This window comes from Peribacillus sp. Bi134, from assembly GCF_918698065.1.
Taxonomy (GTDB): domain Bacteria; phylum Bacillota; class Bacilli; order Bacillales; family DSM-1321; genus Peribacillus.
This window is the reverse complement of sequence record NZ_CAKKLN010000006.1, coordinates 301,569-317,219: the sequence shown is the minus strand read 5'-3', so window position 1 is coordinate 317,219 and position 15,651 is coordinate 301,569. Positions and strand designations below refer to the sequence as shown.

Sequence of the window (15,651 nt, the reverse complement as noted above, 5' to 3'; positions counted from 1 at the left end):
ATTGCGAGGCGATGTTGACCTATCGGCGCTCCTTGGCAACTTCGCTCTTGCAGCGAAAATGGACCACAGGGATGCCCTTCTTTCAGAAAAAAATATCGGATATGTATCTAAACGTTGTTGCATTGAATACAAAAGATGTAGACGCTCAAATTCCCAAGGATATTATATCAGTAGTGGAATCCGACCAGTTTGAAAAAGTGATCGATGACAAATTTCGGAAATCCAAACTGGATGAATTGATCAAATAATCGAGGCCTGCTTCCCCTTTACCGGGTACAGGCCTTTCATTAAGGAGAACGAATATGAATACCTTACTGGAGGTCCGCAGCGGCCCCGTTTATTATGCCTGTAAAGCTAATGTCCTTGAAACACTGGAAGCAAAACTGAGTAAAGGAAACATTCGTAAAGTGCTCGTTATTCATGGGAGAAAATCATGGGAAGTTGCTGAACCCTTTTTTCCTTCCTTAGAAAATATTGAGACGAACTTTTTCACATACAGCGGGGAATGCAGTGATGCGGAAATTGAACGCGTCAAGAACTCCGCTCATGAACACGGTGCGGATGCATTGATCGGCATTGGCGGAGGTAAGCTGCTCGACCTCGCCAAATCGGCCGGTAACTTGCTTCAAAAGGAAATCATCCTCATTCCGACCCTGGCTTCCACCTGCGCTGCCTGGACACCGTTGAGTGTCATTTATGATGATAATGGTTCATATGTCCGCTATGATATTCATGAAAAAAGCGCTTGGATGTTATTTATTGAACCAGGAATTCTTCTTAATTCACCCATTAACTATTTACGTGCCGGAATCGGCAATACATTGGCGAAATGGTACGAGGGCAATGCACTGGCCGAAAAGCTTGCCACGAAGTCCGTTTGTATTGAATTGGCCCATATAGCCGCAAGGCAATGTCAGGAAGTTTTATTGACATATGGCGAGGAAGCCCTAGCTGATTTGGAAAAGGGTAAATGGTCAGACGCGCTGCAGCGTGTCATTGAAACGAACATCATCACCAGCGGTCTAGTTGGCGGCTTTGGCGACCAGTACCTGCGCGTTGCCGGTGCCCACTCCATTCATAATGGCATTACTTCCATCACGCAAGCGAATCATTTACTTCACGGGGAAAAAGTGGCATATGGCATTTTAGTCCAGCTTGTGCTAGAAGGGAAATTCTCGGAAATCAAACAATTGCTGCCAATCTACCAGGTGCTTAAACTGCCGATGACATTGCCTGATATTGGCCTGACGATTGAACATAAGGCCGAACTTCAACAGATTGCAGCCCACTCTGTAAAAGAAGGTGAAGACATCCATCTCCTTTTCCCTAATATCAACAAGGAAAAAGTGGCAGCCGCCATGGAAAACCTTGAAATCCTCACAAACCATGCAAGCAGCTCCATGAACTAAAAAACGATGGGGTTTTTACCCCATCGTTTTTTTAATTTCCTTCACATTGTTTATTTAAAAATAATAATAAAAGAATGTTTCAACCTACTGTCTGTTTCCATAATCCAAGGAGATCACTTTCATGTTGTCTGTGAATGCCTGCTTTTCTATCGGCAGATTCCGGACGGCTCTTTTCCCAATTCCATATATCTTCGAGAGTTTCTGATAGGGGACGGAATGTTAGTCCATTATTGATGGCTTTATCGTTATCGACAGCCAAAAACCCATTCAAAGGTTCCTTTCCTCCAGGTAAAGGGAATTCTTCTGGTATCCATAAAGGCATTTCTCCCCACGGTTCTACTTTATTGTCCTTTAAAAATTTTTCAGATACCCATGTAAAATCAGCATTACTTCTTGTTACCTTTTTGCAGCCTTCAAGTAATTGCTCCATAGTCAGTGTGTAATCTGGGCCAACGGCATTATACGTACCTGTCATGCTTTTTTCTATCATTTGTATGATCCATTGGGCCAAGTCCCTTGCATCGATAACTTGGATTGGACGTCCAGGGCGTCCAGGAGCTAAAATTTCTCCCCCATCCGCTATCCTTTTAAGCCAGTACGGCAATCGGTCAGTGTAATCATATGGACCCACTATTTGCCCGGCACGAATTGACAGGACTTTCCCCGGCAGTTCTTTTTCAGCTGCTTTTTCGCTTAATGATTTTAACGGTCCATAATATTCACCGTATATCGGTCCAGCAGTTCCGTGGGTGATCTCCTCTGCTTTATCTTCATTTAGTGTATGAACTTCTCCATTTTCATCAATTCCTGGCTCGGTCGGATCACTGTAAACTGAGATGCTTGAAATATATGTATAGTGTTTAACTTGATTAAGCAATCTGCAGGATTTCGATACAGTTCGAGGGATAAATCCTGATGTGTCAATGACTGCATCCCACTGTCTCCCTTTCAACATTTCCAGGTCCCCGTCGCGGTCCCCTTTTAACTGTTCTATTTCGGGAAAGACATAAGGATCGCTTCCACGATTAAAAAGTGTGACATCATGCCCTTTCCCTATCGCAGCTTTTGCTAAATACCGGCCTAAAAACCGTGTACCGCCCAATAGTAAAATGTTCATAAGATCTCCTCCTCTTTAACGATATTCCATAAAGCATACGCAATACCCTTTCCTAACATTAATAATACTTGCAACTTTTCTTTGATTTTCCCTTTCGGAAAAACTGGCAATATCCTAATCTTTTGAACTTTATTCTTTTTCGCTATAATGATATGGAAAGAGAGAAAGAAGGTGGAACCGATGCTTGAAAATCTTAAACAAAAATTCCCGAACGCTCTTACCAATAAAAAGGATACTGATGATATTTCTGATTATGTTTGGTTCGAAGATTCCAGAAGTATACTTGGCATTCCCCGTTCAGAAATCACAGCCGAGGAAATCCGTTTATTGGAACTGCTTTTTGCTCCTTCCATAAACCCAAAGAACCTCAATGCACATCCAGACTCATCATGGAAAAATTTTTTATCCGAACCGAATGCACCATTGCCTTTAACGAGCTGGGAGAATGTTCGATTCCTTCATTTCAAGCTGACTCATGCTGATTTTTCCAACCCCGATTTTGAAGAGGCCTTCCTCGCTTTCGTTCCATCTGACGCAGCTATTATCTGGGAAAATGAAACGGCAGGAGTCTTAATTGAAACAGACAAGGATGAACCATTATCAAATAAAGAACTAATCGCCATTTCTTCCACGCTTGAGAGTGATTTTTATGTAAAGACCCGTATGTTCACGGGGCGATTTCATCCTGTAAATCAAGACCTTCACCATCACTGGGCCCAGGAGAAAAGGTGTTTTGATTTGGCACAGGTGCATCTGCCGGATCTAAAGGTGACTGATTTGGCAGATATCATCCCTCATTCATTAATAAATGAACCATCCTTTAAGAATGCAAAGTGGTATATCAATCAAATTCTTGGCAAGACCAAGCAGGATACTGAGCTTATCAAAACAGTTAAAACGTATATTGAATGTAATTCCAATGCCACCTATGCCGCCAAACAGCTTTATATACATCGGAACAGCTTACAATACCGAATCGATAAATTCTCTGAAAGAACTGGTCTCGATATTAGAAACTTCCGTCATGCCCTTACTGCGTACTTGATTTTTCTTCTGAATGATTAATTTCCATTACAAAGAGGTAATATCATCCTTTTTTGTGCAATGTGCCCATACTTTTTTCTAAACCGATAGCTTAGACTATAGCTAATTGGTACAAGTAATCAGGAGTTTAAAAGGGGGATTTTTCATGGCAGAGTTAGTGTTAGATCATATATTCAAGATTTATGATAAAAAGGTGACGGCTGTTAAAGACTTCAACCTTCGTGTTGCCGATAAGGAATTCATCGTTTTTGTGGGACCTTCCGGTTGCGGCAAATCAACGACATTAAGGATGATTGCCGGACTGGAGGACATTTCCCAAGGGGATTTATACATAGACGGCAAGCGAGTCAATGATGTCCCTCCTAAAGATCGTGATATTGCGATGGTTTTCCAGAACTATGCCTTATATCCTCATATGACCGTATTTGACAATATGGCATTCGGATTAAAGCTCAGGAAAACGCCAAAAGCGGAAATCAAGCAAAGGGTCAATGAAGCGGCAAGGATTCTCGGACTTGAAGAGCTGCTAAACAGGAAACCTAAAGCGCTTTCAGGTGGTCAGCGCCAGCGTGTGGCTCTCGGCCGTGCAATTGTAAGGGACGCAAAAGTTTTCTTGATGGATGAGCCATTATCCAATCTCGACGCAAAGCTGCGGGTTCAAATGCGTGCCGAAATCGCTAAATTGCATAAACGGCTCGACACTACAACGATATATGTCACGCATGACCAAACAGAGGCAATGACCATGGCGACACGCCTTGTTGTAATGAAAGATGGTATCATCCAACAGGTTGGTGCTCCAAAGGACGTTTATGAGAAACCAATAAATGTTTTCGTCGGCGGCTTTATCGGATCGCCTGCCATGAACTTCTTTACCGGAACATTAAAAGAAGGCACAATTAAAATAGGCGAACAAACGCTTGAAATACCTGAATTGAAAATGAAAATGCTGCGTGATCAAGGATATGCCGGAAAAGATGTTATCCTTGGAATCCGTCCGGAGGATTTCCATAATGAAGGAGCTTACTTCACGAAGTCCCCTAACACTACATTCACGACCCAAATTGATGTAGCCGAACTCATGGGCGCGGAGATCATGCTCTACTCCACATTAGAGGGGCAGGACTTCGTTGCACGGGTCGATGCCAAGAATATTATTCAGGCAGGGGAAAAGATCGATCTTGCCCTCGACATGAATAAAGCACACTTTTTTGATAAAGGGACTGAACATCGCATTTTAGTTGAAGAAGATGAACAGATGCAGGAAAGCATGAAGTTATCTGCCAATTAAACGTAAAAAGACCCATTCATAATGGGTCTTTTTACGTTTATTCAAATTCATTCCTGGACCAATACCACTTCATCATGTCCGCATTCCGGGCATTTCATGAGATGCGGGCATTGGCCTTTTTGAAGGGATTGAGGGTATCCGTCGTTTTCTTTAAGTATGTCGATATCCATATAAGCACTGTAATCATCCGCGTAGTCCATGAATTTCCCTTTATCCTCAAGATCACTGCCGCATTCCGGGCATTTCACATGAATTTTTCTCAGACCGTTGCAAAGCGGGCATATAGACATTGTTTTTCCTCCTGTTCCCGATACTTATGATTTCAGTATTTGTAGATTCCATTATTTTAACACATGGAAACACCCTCCCTAATACCAGAGGGAGGGCACTACTAATTATTTATTAACCATGTTAGCAGGATCGACCCATGCTTTGAATTCATCTTCCGTCAGGAACTCCAATTTCAACGCCGCTTCTTTTAACGTAGAGTTGTCCTTGAATGCCGTTTTGGCGATCTTGGCTGCTTTTTCATAACCGATATGCGGGTTCAATGCTGTTACCAACATAAGGGAACGTTCTACATTTTCTTTGATTTTATCTTCATTTGCAGTGATGCCCACCGCACAATTGTCGTTGAATGAATGAATGCCTTCCGTCAATAATTTGACCGTCTGCAGGAAGTTATAGATGATGACTGGTTTGAATACATTCAATTCAAAGTTACCTTGACTTGCTGCAAAGCCAATTGTAGCATCGTTACCAACGATTTGTGTTGCAATCATGGTAAGCGCTTCACTTTGTGTTGGATTGACTTTACCTGGCATGATGGAGCTGCCCGGTTCGTTTTCCGGAATGGCTATTTCGCCGATTCCGCTTCTTGGTCCACTTGCAAGCCATCTGACATCGTTCGCAATTTTCATTAAATCCGCCGCCAATGCTTTCAAAGCACCGTGTGCGTAGACGATTTCGTTATGGCTAGTCAATGCATGGAACTTATTATCAGATGTGACAAAAGGGTATCCTGTATCTGCTGCAATTTGTTTGGCAGAGAGTCCCGGGAATTCTTTTTTTGTATTGATTCCGGTTCCTACAGCCGTTCCGCCTAGAGCAAGGTTCAATAATTTTTGGCTGCTTTCTTCAATCATCGCTAGATCTTTATCGAGCATCGCTTTCCAACCGGAAATTTCTTGTCCTAATGTTAATGGAGTAGCATCTTGAAGATGTGTCCGGCCAATTTTCACGACATCCCAAAATTCTTTTTCTTTTGTATCGAATGTATCACGAAGGGCTTTGATGGCAGGGACCAATTTTTCAGCGACTTCCATAAAGGCTGCAATATGCATGGCGGTCGGGAAAGTATCATTTGAGCTTTGCGCCTTGTTAACATCATCATTCGGGTGAAGGGTTTCAGATTCACCATTTTCTTTTAACCATTCATTCCCTTTGTTAGCGACCACTTCGTTCACGTTCATATTACTTTGCGTGCCGCTTCCCGTTTGCCAAACTACAAGCGGGAAATGTTCATCAAGCGTACCTTCAAGGATTTCCCCGCAAATCTTGACGATGGCATTCTTTTTAACTTCGGAAAGATCACCAAGATCATAGTTCACCTTTGCCGCAGCTTGTTTAACGTATGCAAATGCACGAACTAATTCAATCGGCATTTTTTCGTTACCTATTTTGAAATTGTTACGACTTCTCTCAGTTTGTGCTCCCCAATATTTATCAGCAGGAACTTTCACTTCACCCATCGTATCTCGTTCGATTCTGTATTCCATGTGTTCTCCTCCTATGTTTGCACTATTCACTGTAGACCTTTTGCATATGAAATGAATAATGTCGGATTATTCTTTCTCTCCATACATTGTACAAACTTTATTATTTTAAAGCAAAAATATCCCGCTGACCCTTTCCATTTTTTCTGAAAAATCCAAGTTCCCTTCATGTTTATATAAAAATTCAATTATTCTTTTTAGACACATAAAGTGTAGGCACCGCTAGGCTCCAATTGACCTGGTCATGAACATCAAAGCATTATCACTCCCAAAATGTCCTTGACAGTATTTTGTATATATAGTAAATTCAAAAGAAATTGAATAATCTAAACTCTTATCGAGAGAGGTAGAGGGAATGGCCCGATGACACCTCAGCAACCTTCATTTGTTTCAAACCAATGAAAAGGTGCTAATTCCACAAGTTTGTGAACTTGGAAGATAAGAAGAATGACTCGTCCCTACTTAATCAAAGTCTTCTTCTTAAAGAAGACTTTTTTTTATTTTATATAACTCAAAGGAGCAGTGAAAACCATGTACAAATCTGAAACATATCTTGCTCAATTAGGAAATCGCAGCGAAACGGCGACAGGAACAGTCAATCCGCCGGTATACTTTTCAACAGCTTTTCGTCACGAAGGAATTGGCCAATCGACGGGATTCGACTACACAAGGACTGGTAACCCTACACGCCAGCTATTGGAGCGATCCATCGCCGATCTGGAAAAAGGAGACCAAGGTTATGCCTGCAGTTCAGGAATGGCCGCCATCTCCACTATTCTCGCCCTTTTTAAATCCGGGGATGCATGGATTGTCAGCGAAGATCTTTATGGCGGTACATATCGTCTGTTAGAACAAGGTTTTAAAAAATGGGGATTGCAGTGTGACTATGTAAACACTTGTTGTTTGGAGGATATCGAAAAAGCCATCACTCCTCACACGAAAGCCATCTTCATCGAAACTCCCACTAACCCCCTTATGCAGCAAACGGACATTAGCGCCGTTGCGGCATTGGCCAAACGATATAATTTATTGTTAATCGTTGATAACACTTTTTACACGCCTCTTATTCAACAACCCATCGTGCTTGGAGCGGATATTGTGATTCATAGTGCAACCAAGTATCTCGGTGGTCATAATGATGTGCTCGCGGGACTGATCGTTGCTAGCGGCGCTGAATTATGTGATGCACTTGCCTTCCATCATAATGGTACTGGAGCTGTCTTGAGCCCATTTGATTCTTGGCTGTTGATGCGCGGAATGAAAACCCTGGCATTGCGGATGGAGCGTCATGAAAAGAATGCCAAGATACTTGTAGATTACTTATCGGAGCATGATTGTGTCACTGATGTATTGTATCCCGGCAGAGGCGGCATGATTTCTTTCCGCATCATTGATGAAGCGGCGGTCAACCCATTTTTACAATCGCTCTCGTTAATTTCCTTTGCAGAAAGCCTTGGAGGGGTTGAAAGCTTCATCACCTATCCTGCCACACAAACACATGCCGATATACCGCTTGAAGTCAGAACGGCAAATGGGGTTTGTAATCGCCTGCTTCGCTTCTCCGTTGGCATCGAGGATAGCGATGATTTGATTGGCGACCTGCAGCAAGCATTCGCACATGTAAAAAGGGAGGCACTACGATGACAGGTCATGATTTTAGCTTTGAAACGAAATTACTTCATAATCAACATAAATTCGATCCGGCAACGGGCGGTGTGAGCGTCCCCATTCAGCATGCATCGACGTTCCATCAATCGGATATCGATCAATTCGGCAAATATGACTACAGCAGAAGCGGGAACCCAACTCGCGAGGCACTTGAAGATATCATTGCCGATTTAGAGGAAGGCACTCACGGCTTTGCCTTTTCATCAGGTATGGCTGCCATTTCAACAGCCTTCCTGCTATTGTCTGCCGGAGACCATATCGTCATTTCCGAAGATGTGTATGGCGGAACGTTCAGGATGGTCACAAGCGTATTGACCCGTTTCAATATTGAGCATACCTTCGTTGACATGACGGACCTTGAAAGCGTCAAAGCGGCCGTTCAGCCAAATACCAGGGCCATATACATTGAAACGCCTTCAAATCCGTTACTTAAAGTGACCGATATTCAAGCTGTATGTGATATTGCAAAAAAAGCCGGTGCCTTAAGTTTTGTTGATAATACATTCTTGACGCCCGCATTGCAAAAACCGCTGAATCTGGGCGCCGATGTTGTCCTTCATAGCGCGACGAAGTTTTTATCCGGACATAGTGATGTGGTAGCTGGGCTTGCGGTCGTGAAAGATCCGGAATTGGCGGCAAGACTCGGTTCCCTTCAAAACTCCTTTGGAGCGGTCCTTGGTGTCCAAGATGCCTGGCTCGTAATGAGAGGCTTGAAAACCTTGTCAGTTAGAATGGAACATTCACAAAAAGGGGCAGAAAAGATTGCAGCCTACTTAAAAGATCAGCCCTTGGTGAAAAAAGTGTATTATCCCGGCCTAGCCGATCATCCACAGCACGCCATCCAGAAAGGCCAGTCACTTGGAGCAGGGGCGGTCCTATCTTTTGAATTGGAAAGTGAGGAAATCTTCCGTTCCTTCGTGAACACTGTCGAGCTCCCTGTATTTGCCGTAAGCCTGGGAGCGGTCGAATCCATATTATCCTACCCGGCCAAAATGTCCCATGCTGCCATGCCTGATGATGAAAGGGAAAAGCGGGGCATCACGAACAGCTTGCTCCGCCTCTCTGTCGGACTTGAAAATCCGGACGATATAATCAAGGACTTCGATGCGGCCCTCGTCAATATTGCTAAAGGGGAAGCAATTGCTGCAAAATGAATAAAGGATGGGTGCCTCATAAATTATGGGCACCCTTTTTCCTTGCATCATTATTAACTCTTTTTCTTCCCAGTCATAAAAAAAGGCCATCGATTTCCCGATGGCCTGACTCTCAATTCTTCATATTATATTTATCCAGGAAGCGATCCACCCGTCCGCCTTTTTCAGCAAACTTCTGCTTTCCTGTATAATAAGGGTGCGTATCCGAGCTGATTTCCACTTTTAATAATGGATATGTTTGTCCGTCTTCCCAAACGATCGTTTCATTGGACGTCTTCGTGGAGCCTGTCAAAAATTTATACCCACTGTTGGTATCCATGAATACCACTTGTTGATAATCGGGATGAATTTCTTGTTTCACTATTATCACCTCATCGTCAGTATAGGTATATATTAAACGTAATGATTACTATTATCAATAATTATGCTTGAAGGTACCAAAAGTCGGTACCCTCATTATAGTTTAAACTTGATGATCCACCCTTATTCAATTGTGTTCAACCAGCCATGCCTTTATGCGGACCAGCCTGCAGTTCATACATTTGATAATACTTCCCTTTTAGTTCCATTAATTCCTCATGTGTACCTTGCTCAGCAATCCGCCCTTTATCCAGTACAAGAATCTGGTCGGCATTTTTTATCGTGGAAAGTCTATGTGCAATGATGAAGGTCGTTCTTCCTTTTTTCAGCACTTCCATCCCCTCCTGGATAATTGCCTCGGTTTCGGTATCGATGCTCGCTGTCGCTTCATCCAAAATCAATATGGCCGGATTGAATGCAAGAGCACGGGCAAAAGAGATTAGCTGCCGCTGCCCGGAAGACAGCGTTCCGCCTTTTTCGATCACGGGTTCGTCCAGCCCTAAAGGAAGATGCTTCAGCACTTTGTCCCCCCCGACATCTCTTAATGATTTTTCAACCATTTCCCTTGTAATGTCTTTATGATTCAGACTGATATTGGAGGCGATGGTGCCTGTAAATAAATAGGGATCCTGAAGGACGATTCCCATATGCTCACGAAGCGTCTGATGAGGGATATCCAATATATTCGTGCCATCGATTTTAATTTGGCCTTCACTGCTGTCATAAAAGCGGAACAATAAATTCATTATGGAACTTTTTCCTGACCCAGTATGGCCAACTAAAGCGACCGTTTCCCCTTGTTTAGCGGAGAAGGAAATGTCCTTTAACACATATTCATTATCCTTATAACCAAAAGAAACATTTTCGAATTGTACGTTTCCTTTGTATCTGGATATGTTTTCATCACTGACTGCCAATCCCTGCTCATCCAATAAACTGAATGCCCGCGCCCCTGCAACAAGCGCCTGTTCAAGATTAGCGAACTGATTGACGATTCCGTGAAGCGGATGAAGCAGGCGGCTGATCAAATCAACAATTGCATACATCATCCCTAAGGAAATGGCCGAACTGGCAGTAAGGGAAATCCCGCCGAAATACCAGACGAATGCCATAAGCGCCAAAACCTTAATGACGCCAATCAAGTTTCCACCCGTCAACGAATTCAAATGGAGCATTTTATTTTGATAGGAATAATGCTCCCTGTTTAGATTTTCAAAAGATTGCTTTGTCTCCTTTTCACGTCCAAATGCCTGAATGATGCTCATTCCAGAAATGGATTCATTGATCATCCCATTAATATCGCTTACCCGTTCCCGAATGATGTGATTATATTTCGAGGCGAATTTACGGTATACCATCGTCCAGATAACGATGATCGGAATAAGTAACGTACCGATGGTACCGACTCGTGGATCCAGAATATACAAAGCAATTAGAACGCCGAAAATATTAATTGTACTCGAGAAGAAGTTGGCGAGCACGGTTACATATAATTCCCGGATCGCTTCCGTATCATTAGTGACCCTGGCTACAACTTTACCTGCTGGCATATTATCGAAATAACGTATCGGCAGACGGGAAATATGCTTAAAAATATCATTTCGCATCTTCTGTATGATTCGGTTCGCCGCTTTCTGTAAATAAAAACTCTGCCCATATTGAAAAATGGAGGAAAGGATGACAAGGCTAAAATAAAAAGCCACAAGCTTAATGATCCGAGGTATTTCCGGTTGGTAAAATCCCATCACTTCCTGACTCGTCAATTTCACTGCTTGCGTACGCTGCTCTTTCCCGTCTTTCCTGATGATCAATGATTGGTCCTCCAAGGTTCTGCGCCCATCGATAGGGACAGCCTCATTTACGAAGACAAATTGATTGCCGACCTGCAGAACATGGACTTCCCTGCCTTTCTTCTCACCTTTTGCAAAGTAATCAGCCCGTTTATACCAATTTCCATCATACTTGACAGCATCTTTTCCTTTACCCGCTTCATACCAGGAAGATTCAATGCCAAGTATATGTGAATCGATGATTTTCTTGGCAACGAAAGGACCCGTTAAATCGGCGGCTACCGAAAGTGCCAGCATGATCAGGGCGCCAATGATCAATTTTTTATAAAGGGCAGCATAATTAAAAAGTTTCTTTACGACCTTCATGCCTTCACCTCCGTCCCTTCGTCAACCTGCTGTCGCTCATATTGCTCCTTATACCAGCCATCATTCTGCAGTAAATCCGCATGAGTCCCCTCTTCGATGATCTCTCCGCTGTCCAATACGATTATCCTGTCCGCGTGCTGAACGGCCGATAAGCGATGGGTTGTGATGATGGTCGTTTTCCCTGCTCGTTCATTTTGGATATTTTCGATGATCGTCGTTTCCGTTTTTGCATCTACAGCGGATAAGGAATCATCCAATATAAGGATTTCCGGATTTTTGATCAGTGCCCTGGCAATCGAGATCCTCTGCTTTTGCCCTCCGGATAGTGCGACACCCTTCTCACCGACGAGTGTCTCAAGACGGTTTGGCAGCATCATTAAGTCCTTCTCAAAATCCGCAAGCCGGATAGCTTCAGCCAGTTCATCTTCGGTTGCATCCATTTTACCGAATAAGATATTTTCCCTAACAGACTTCGAGAATAAAAAATGGTCCTGTGGAACGTAGCCGATCCATTTACGAATATCTTCAAGGGTCAGTTGCTCCAGCGGCATGCCTGCAAAAGCGATTTCACCTTTTCCTAATGGGTATTCCCGCAGCAATTGCTTCACGAATGTCGTTTTTCCACTACCTGTTTTCCCCACTATCCCCAATGTTTGACCGCGCTCAAGCTGAACGGAAATATTGGATAGATTCACAACCGTTGAGGAAGGGTATGTAAAATACACTGAATTGAATTGGATATTTCCCGGATTCGCAATACTCTCCAGCCCCAATGAATTCTTCACATCCGCTTCATGTGAAAGGGTATCCTGAACACGATCTAGCGAAGCATTTCCCCTTTGCATGACATTGATCAGTTCACCCACCGCGATCATCGGCCAGATTAACATGCCTAGGTACACATTGAACGAAACAAGTCCGCCAAGCGTTATGGCCTGTTGAAATACAAGGTAGGCCCCATAGCCCAACCCGATTAAATAACTGATGCCAATGATAATGCTGATCGTCGGATCGAAGAGGGCATCGATTCTTGCCACGGCTAAATTTTTGCGATATACATCCTCGGTCATTTCATCAAACCGCTTTTCATCTTCCCGTTCCTGGACATAGGCCCGGATAACACGGACACCTGAAATGGATTCCAGGACCTTGTCATTTAAAGTACCAAAGGCTGCTTGTGCATCCGTAAAACGTTTGTAAATTTTCTTCACGTAAATTTGCATCATCACTGCCATGATCGGAAGCGGCAGAACCGCCGCAATCGTCAACTGCCAGCTGATCGTGGCCCCCATCATGACCACTACCGTAATGGTGAACAGCACAGCGTCAACGAGGGTCAATATCCCGAAACCAGCTGTGAGGGATATTGCCTTTAAATCATTGGTTGCCCTTGCCATTAAATCCCCTGTACGGTTTTTTTCATAAAAGCTCGGCGTCATTTTCAGCAAATGGCCCATAAATCCGGATCTTAGTTTTCGTTCGACCAAGTTTCCACCGCCGAATAACAGATAACTCCATAAGTAACCAAATAGATAACTGCCAATCAGTACCATCAGCAAATAAATAACGTATTTCATGACCCCTTCCTGCGTCATGCTGCCATTGTTCATATCATCGATGGCATTCCCGACAAGTTTTGGCGGGATAACCTCCAAGATATTCACTATACATAGAAATAAAATCGCCAAGGTGTAACGCTGCCACTGTTCTTTAAAGAACCAGGACAGCTTTTTAAAAATCGCAAACATGAATTCCCCTCCCTTTTGATCAACTCTTTCACTCGCTAACCGCTTTCTGGATCTCCCGGCTGCAATAAAATTTCCAGTGTCTTTTGTCTCATTTTAAAATTCCTCCTATCTTTTATATGGAAAGGATGCTAATGCACCTGTATTCCAAATGCCAAAAAGCCCCCGCCAATTAGCGGAAGCTTTTTTAATGCGTAATAACACATATAAAAAGCGCAGGCCGCGAAAATTCCACAACCTGCGCTTTAAAATGATCAATGAACACGTCGGATCCTATGTCTAGAAAGACAAGGTCACAGGGCAGGCGGACGTATGATATTCGATTATGACATCACTGTGCTTAACTGATTTAGTCATGACGTTCGCCTCCTTTTTCATTAATTAATGGTAATTTTTAACTTATATTTAAAGATTACTACGTTTGCATATTTTTGTCAATTGCGACTTTTCTAGATTATTGATGGATAATCCTTTATTCTTATAAGAATGACGTAACCTAAGGAGGTTCAGCATATGCAATGGAGAAAATATATACTCCTGGCGGTTCCCTTTTTATTATCATCCATTTTCATCTTATTTGCTGTACCGGTCCAATATAGATTTTTATCCTTCATTCCTGTGTTTCTTTTCTGGATAGTCTATTATATTTTATTGTACCTGGAAAAGAAGAAGAAAAGATGACATCACCTTGGGGGCGTTGCAAATGCAACGCCCCTTTCTTGACGGCTCTGCATATAATAATCGAAAAACAACCGTGGTGATTGTATGCTCTCCCAATATTTGCAAAAGCTGTTGGGTAAACACCCTGCCAAAACAAAACCCATCATCGATGATGAAAGATATGGCACGCTAAAATCCCTTTTACAAAAAGAGCTCTTTCAGCCTTTTGATGAGTCAAAAGCTTTTTTCCCTGAGGAAACCGCTCTTATAAAAAGCATTCGAACCGAGACTGCTGCCTTGAACCGGAACAATATCACAAGAACACAAGCATATCTTGCCTTTTACAATCGTAATCCAGAGGTCCATTGGGCCTTTTTAGCACATATGGTTTCGAGGAATGGAGGATACCATATGACTGACTTGAAAAGCTCAGCCATGACCCACCTCTTTGACCAAGCGGAACGGCAGAAATTCTTCCTGTTCCTTGAGCGCGCCAATTCAGCCATATTTGATGATGCCTTCCCCCAGCTTCTTTTATATGAACATTCTAAACAAAAAGAACTTCCGCTAAGAAGGTATTTACCGGTATTCCGCATTTCAAGATTCATGGCCCCGATTTGGGAATCTTTCATTGAAGAGCCCCATTCACCCCTTTTGACAACGGCCCTTATCATTAATGAGCAAAGAATGCTTCAGGAAAGGATATTAAAACGCACCCGTCATGGTGAAATCCTCCGCAGGCTTGATTTTCAGCTGCAGGAATACTTAGGCTTCATGAAAGTGATCTTTCCTTATGCAAACAAGCAAAAAGGACTTCATTCCTTGACCGGCCTTACCGTTGAACGCTTTGCCGACCCAAAACAGCGTATTGAAACGGGGAAATCATTATATGAGCTTCTTTTTCAGCATCCGGTGGTTTTTCGCGGTGTTGGCCAATTTACTAAAGAGATTCCCCACACGGGTTCCAGAGAGGATTACTGGGCAAGCATATATACCTCTGATGCATCCACTTCAAAAGATGATAAAGTCTACAGCCCCACTCTTCATGATGCATGGGAAGATCAACTATTCTTTCCTACCCATTCCTTTGATTGGTTCACGAATGTAAGCTTCATAGAGGATTTACAAAGCTTACCGATCATTAAAAAGTCGGACCTGACCAACGAGGTGCTCGAAAATGTCAAGCATCTCAAAACCCTTAACGGAATGAAAGCCATTTTCTAGCATCAAGCCTCTTACTTTGAATATCCCTTCCCCCATTTGGCAAGAATG

Annotated in this window: 14 protein-coding genes and 1 riboswitch; of the genes, 8 read left to right on the top strand and 6 right to left on the bottom strand. The window is 43.0% G+C overall.

What is annotated here, in order from left to right:
• The first annotated feature begins 11 nt into the window (after window positions 1–11).
• Both LQ188_RS15340 and LQ188_RS15335 read left to right on the top strand, forming a co-directional pair.
• Window positions 12–248: a MetQ/NlpA family ABC transporter substrate-binding protein gene (locus tag LQ188_RS15340; RefSeq protein WP_230177321.1), complete on the top strand. Its 237-nt coding sequence runs from the start codon at window positions 12–14 to the stop codon at window positions 246–248.
• 54 nt (window positions 249–302) lie between these two features.
• Window positions 303–1,409, top strand: a complete 1,107-nt coding sequence (locus LQ188_RS15335; RefSeq protein ID WP_230177320.1) for an iron-containing alcohol dehydrogenase family protein — start codon at window positions 303–305, stop codon at window positions 1,407–1,409.
• A 79-nt stretch (window positions 1,410–1,488) separates the two neighbouring features.
• Here the strand turns inward: LQ188_RS15335 and LQ188_RS15330 are convergent, their stop codons facing one another.
• Window positions 1,489–2,526, bottom strand: coding sequence for an NAD-dependent epimerase/dehydratase family protein (locus LQ188_RS15330; RefSeq protein WP_230177319.1), 1,038 nt, complete (start codon window positions 2,524–2,526; stop codon window positions 1,489–1,491).
• A gap of 180 nt (window positions 2,527–2,706) precedes the next feature.
• Here LQ188_RS15330 and LQ188_RS15325 point away from each other — a divergent pair, with 180 nt between their 5' ends.
• On the top strand, window positions 2,707–3,591 hold the full coding sequence (locus LQ188_RS15325; RefSeq protein ID WP_230177318.1) for a helix-turn-helix domain-containing protein: 885 nt from the start codon (window positions 2,707–2,709) through the stop codon (window positions 3,589–3,591).
• Between the two features lie 124 nt (window positions 3,592–3,715).
• Entirely contained in the window at window positions 3,716–4,861 is a 1,146-nt protein-coding gene (gene ugpC, locus LQ188_RS15320) for a sn-glycerol-3-phosphate ABC transporter ATP-binding protein UgpC (protein WP_101224212.1), read from the top strand.
• A gap of 47 nt (window positions 4,862–4,908) precedes the next feature.
• Here ugpC and LQ188_RS15315 read toward each other — a convergent pair whose 3' ends face one another.
• Window positions 4,909–5,151 (bottom strand): hypothetical protein, encoded by a 243-nt coding sequence (locus LQ188_RS15315; RefSeq protein ID WP_076367341.1) that lies wholly within the window; start codon window positions 5,149–5,151, stop codon window positions 4,909–4,911.
• Window positions 5,152–5,256: 105 nt separating this feature from the next.
• Window positions 5,257–6,639, bottom strand: coding sequence for a class II fumarate hydratase (fumC, locus tag LQ188_RS15310; protein ID WP_101224213.1), 1,383 nt, complete (start codon window positions 6,637–6,639; stop codon window positions 5,257–5,259).
• Window positions 6,640–6,967: 328 nt separating this feature from the next.
• Window positions 6,968–7,081, top strand: a riboswitch (SAM riboswitch).
• An 86-nt stretch (window positions 7,082–7,167) separates the two neighbouring features.
• Between fumC and LQ188_RS15305 the strand changes: the two genes are divergently transcribed.
• Together LQ188_RS15305 and metC are read left to right on the top strand one after the other, a co-directional pair.
• Window positions 7,168–8,280: a methionine biosynthesis PLP-dependent protein gene (locus LQ188_RS15305; RefSeq protein ID WP_230177317.1), complete on the top strand. Its 1,113-nt coding sequence runs from the start codon at window positions 7,168–7,170 to the stop codon at window positions 8,278–8,280.
• Window positions 8,277–9,458, top strand: coding sequence for a cystathionine beta-lyase (gene metC / locus LQ188_RS15300; protein ID WP_101224215.1), 1,182 nt, complete (start codon window positions 8,277–8,279; stop codon window positions 9,456–9,458). Before LQ188_RS15305 ends, metC begins: the two co-directional genes overlap by 4 nt.
• Window positions 9,459–9,570: 112 nt before the next feature.
• On the opposite strand, the gene LQ188_RS15295 is transcribed toward metC, so the two are convergent.
• The 3 genes from LQ188_RS15295 to LQ188_RS15285 all read right to left on the bottom strand — a co-directional run bounded on the left by LQ188_RS15295 (window position 9,571) and on the right by LQ188_RS15285 (window position 13,722).
• On the bottom strand, window positions 9,571–9,819 hold the full coding sequence (locus LQ188_RS15295) for a type B 50S ribosomal protein L31 (RefSeq protein WP_101224216.1): 249 nt from the start codon (window positions 9,817–9,819) through the stop codon (window positions 9,571–9,573).
• Window positions 9,820–9,955: 136 nt separating this feature from the next.
• Complete coding sequence (locus tag LQ188_RS15290; protein ID WP_230177315.1) at window positions 9,956–11,974, bottom strand: ABC transporter ATP-binding protein; 2,019 nt, start codon at window positions 11,972–11,974, stop codon at window positions 9,956–9,958.
• Window positions 11,971–13,722, bottom strand: a complete 1,752-nt coding sequence (locus tag LQ188_RS15285) for an ABC transporter transmembrane domain-containing protein (protein WP_230177313.1) — start codon at window positions 13,720–13,722, stop codon at window positions 11,971–11,973. The genes LQ188_RS15290 and LQ188_RS15285 overlap by 4 nt, the downstream gene beginning before the upstream one ends.
• 510 nt (window positions 13,723–14,232) lie before the next feature.
• Here LQ188_RS15285 and LQ188_RS15280 point away from each other — a divergent pair.
• Both LQ188_RS15280 and LQ188_RS15275 read left to right on the top strand, forming a co-directional pair.
• Window positions 14,233–14,400, top strand: a complete 168-nt coding sequence (locus LQ188_RS15280; RefSeq protein WP_157831094.1) for a hypothetical protein — start codon at window positions 14,233–14,235, stop codon at window positions 14,398–14,400.
• Between the two features lie 84 nt (window positions 14,401–14,484).
• Window positions 14,485–15,603, top strand: a complete 1,119-nt coding sequence (locus tag LQ188_RS15275) for a DUF2515 family protein (RefSeq protein WP_230177312.1) — start codon at window positions 14,485–14,487, stop codon at window positions 15,601–15,603.
• The last annotated feature ends 48 nt before the right edge of the window (window positions 15,604–15,651 follow it).

Coding starts and splice junctions, on each gene's coding strand:
- LQ188_RS15325 (WP_230177318.1), top strand. CDS start 2,707: ATGCTTGAAAATCTTAAACAAAAATTCCCGAACGCTCTTACCAATAAA.
- LQ188_RS15330 (WP_230177319.1), bottom strand. CDS start 2,526: ATGAACATTTTACTATTGGGCGGTACACGGTTTTTAGGCCGGTATTTA.
- LQ188_RS15315 (WP_076367341.1), bottom strand. CDS start 5,151: ATGTCTATATGCCCGCTTTGCAACGGTCTGAGAAAAATTCATGTGAAA.
- metC (WP_101224215.1), top strand. CDS start 8,277: ATGACAGGTCATGATTTTAGCTTTGAAACGAAATTACTTCATAATCAA.
- LQ188_RS15290 (WP_230177315.1), bottom strand. CDS start 11,974: ATGAAGGTCGTAAAGAAACTTTTTAATTATGCTGCCCTTTATAAAAAA.
- LQ188_RS15280 (WP_157831094.1), top strand. CDS start 14,233: ATGCAATGGAGAAAATATATACTCCTGGCGGTTCCCTTTTTATTATCA.
- ugpC (WP_101224212.1), top strand. CDS start 3,716: ATGGCAGAGTTAGTGTTAGATCATATATTCAAGATTTATGATAAAAAG.
- LQ188_RS15285 (WP_230177313.1), bottom strand. CDS start 13,722: ATGTTTGCGATTTTTAAAAAGCTGTCCTGGTTCTTTAAAGAACAGTGG.
- fumC (WP_101224213.1), bottom strand. CDS start 6,639: ATGGAATACAGAATCGAACGAGATACGATGGGTGAAGTGAAAGTTCCT.
- LQ188_RS15305 (WP_230177317.1), top strand. CDS start 7,168: ATGTACAAATCTGAAACATATCTTGCTCAATTAGGAAATCGCAGCGAA.
- LQ188_RS15335 (WP_230177320.1), top strand. CDS start 303: ATGAATACCTTACTGGAGGTCCGCAGCGGCCCCGTTTATTATGCCTGT.
- LQ188_RS15340 (WP_230177321.1), top strand. CDS start 12: ATGTTGACCTATCGGCGCTCCTTGGCAACTTCGCTCTTGCAGCGAAAA.
- LQ188_RS15275 (WP_230177312.1), top strand. CDS start 14,485: ATGCTCTCCCAATATTTGCAAAAGCTGTTGGGTAAACACCCTGCCAAA.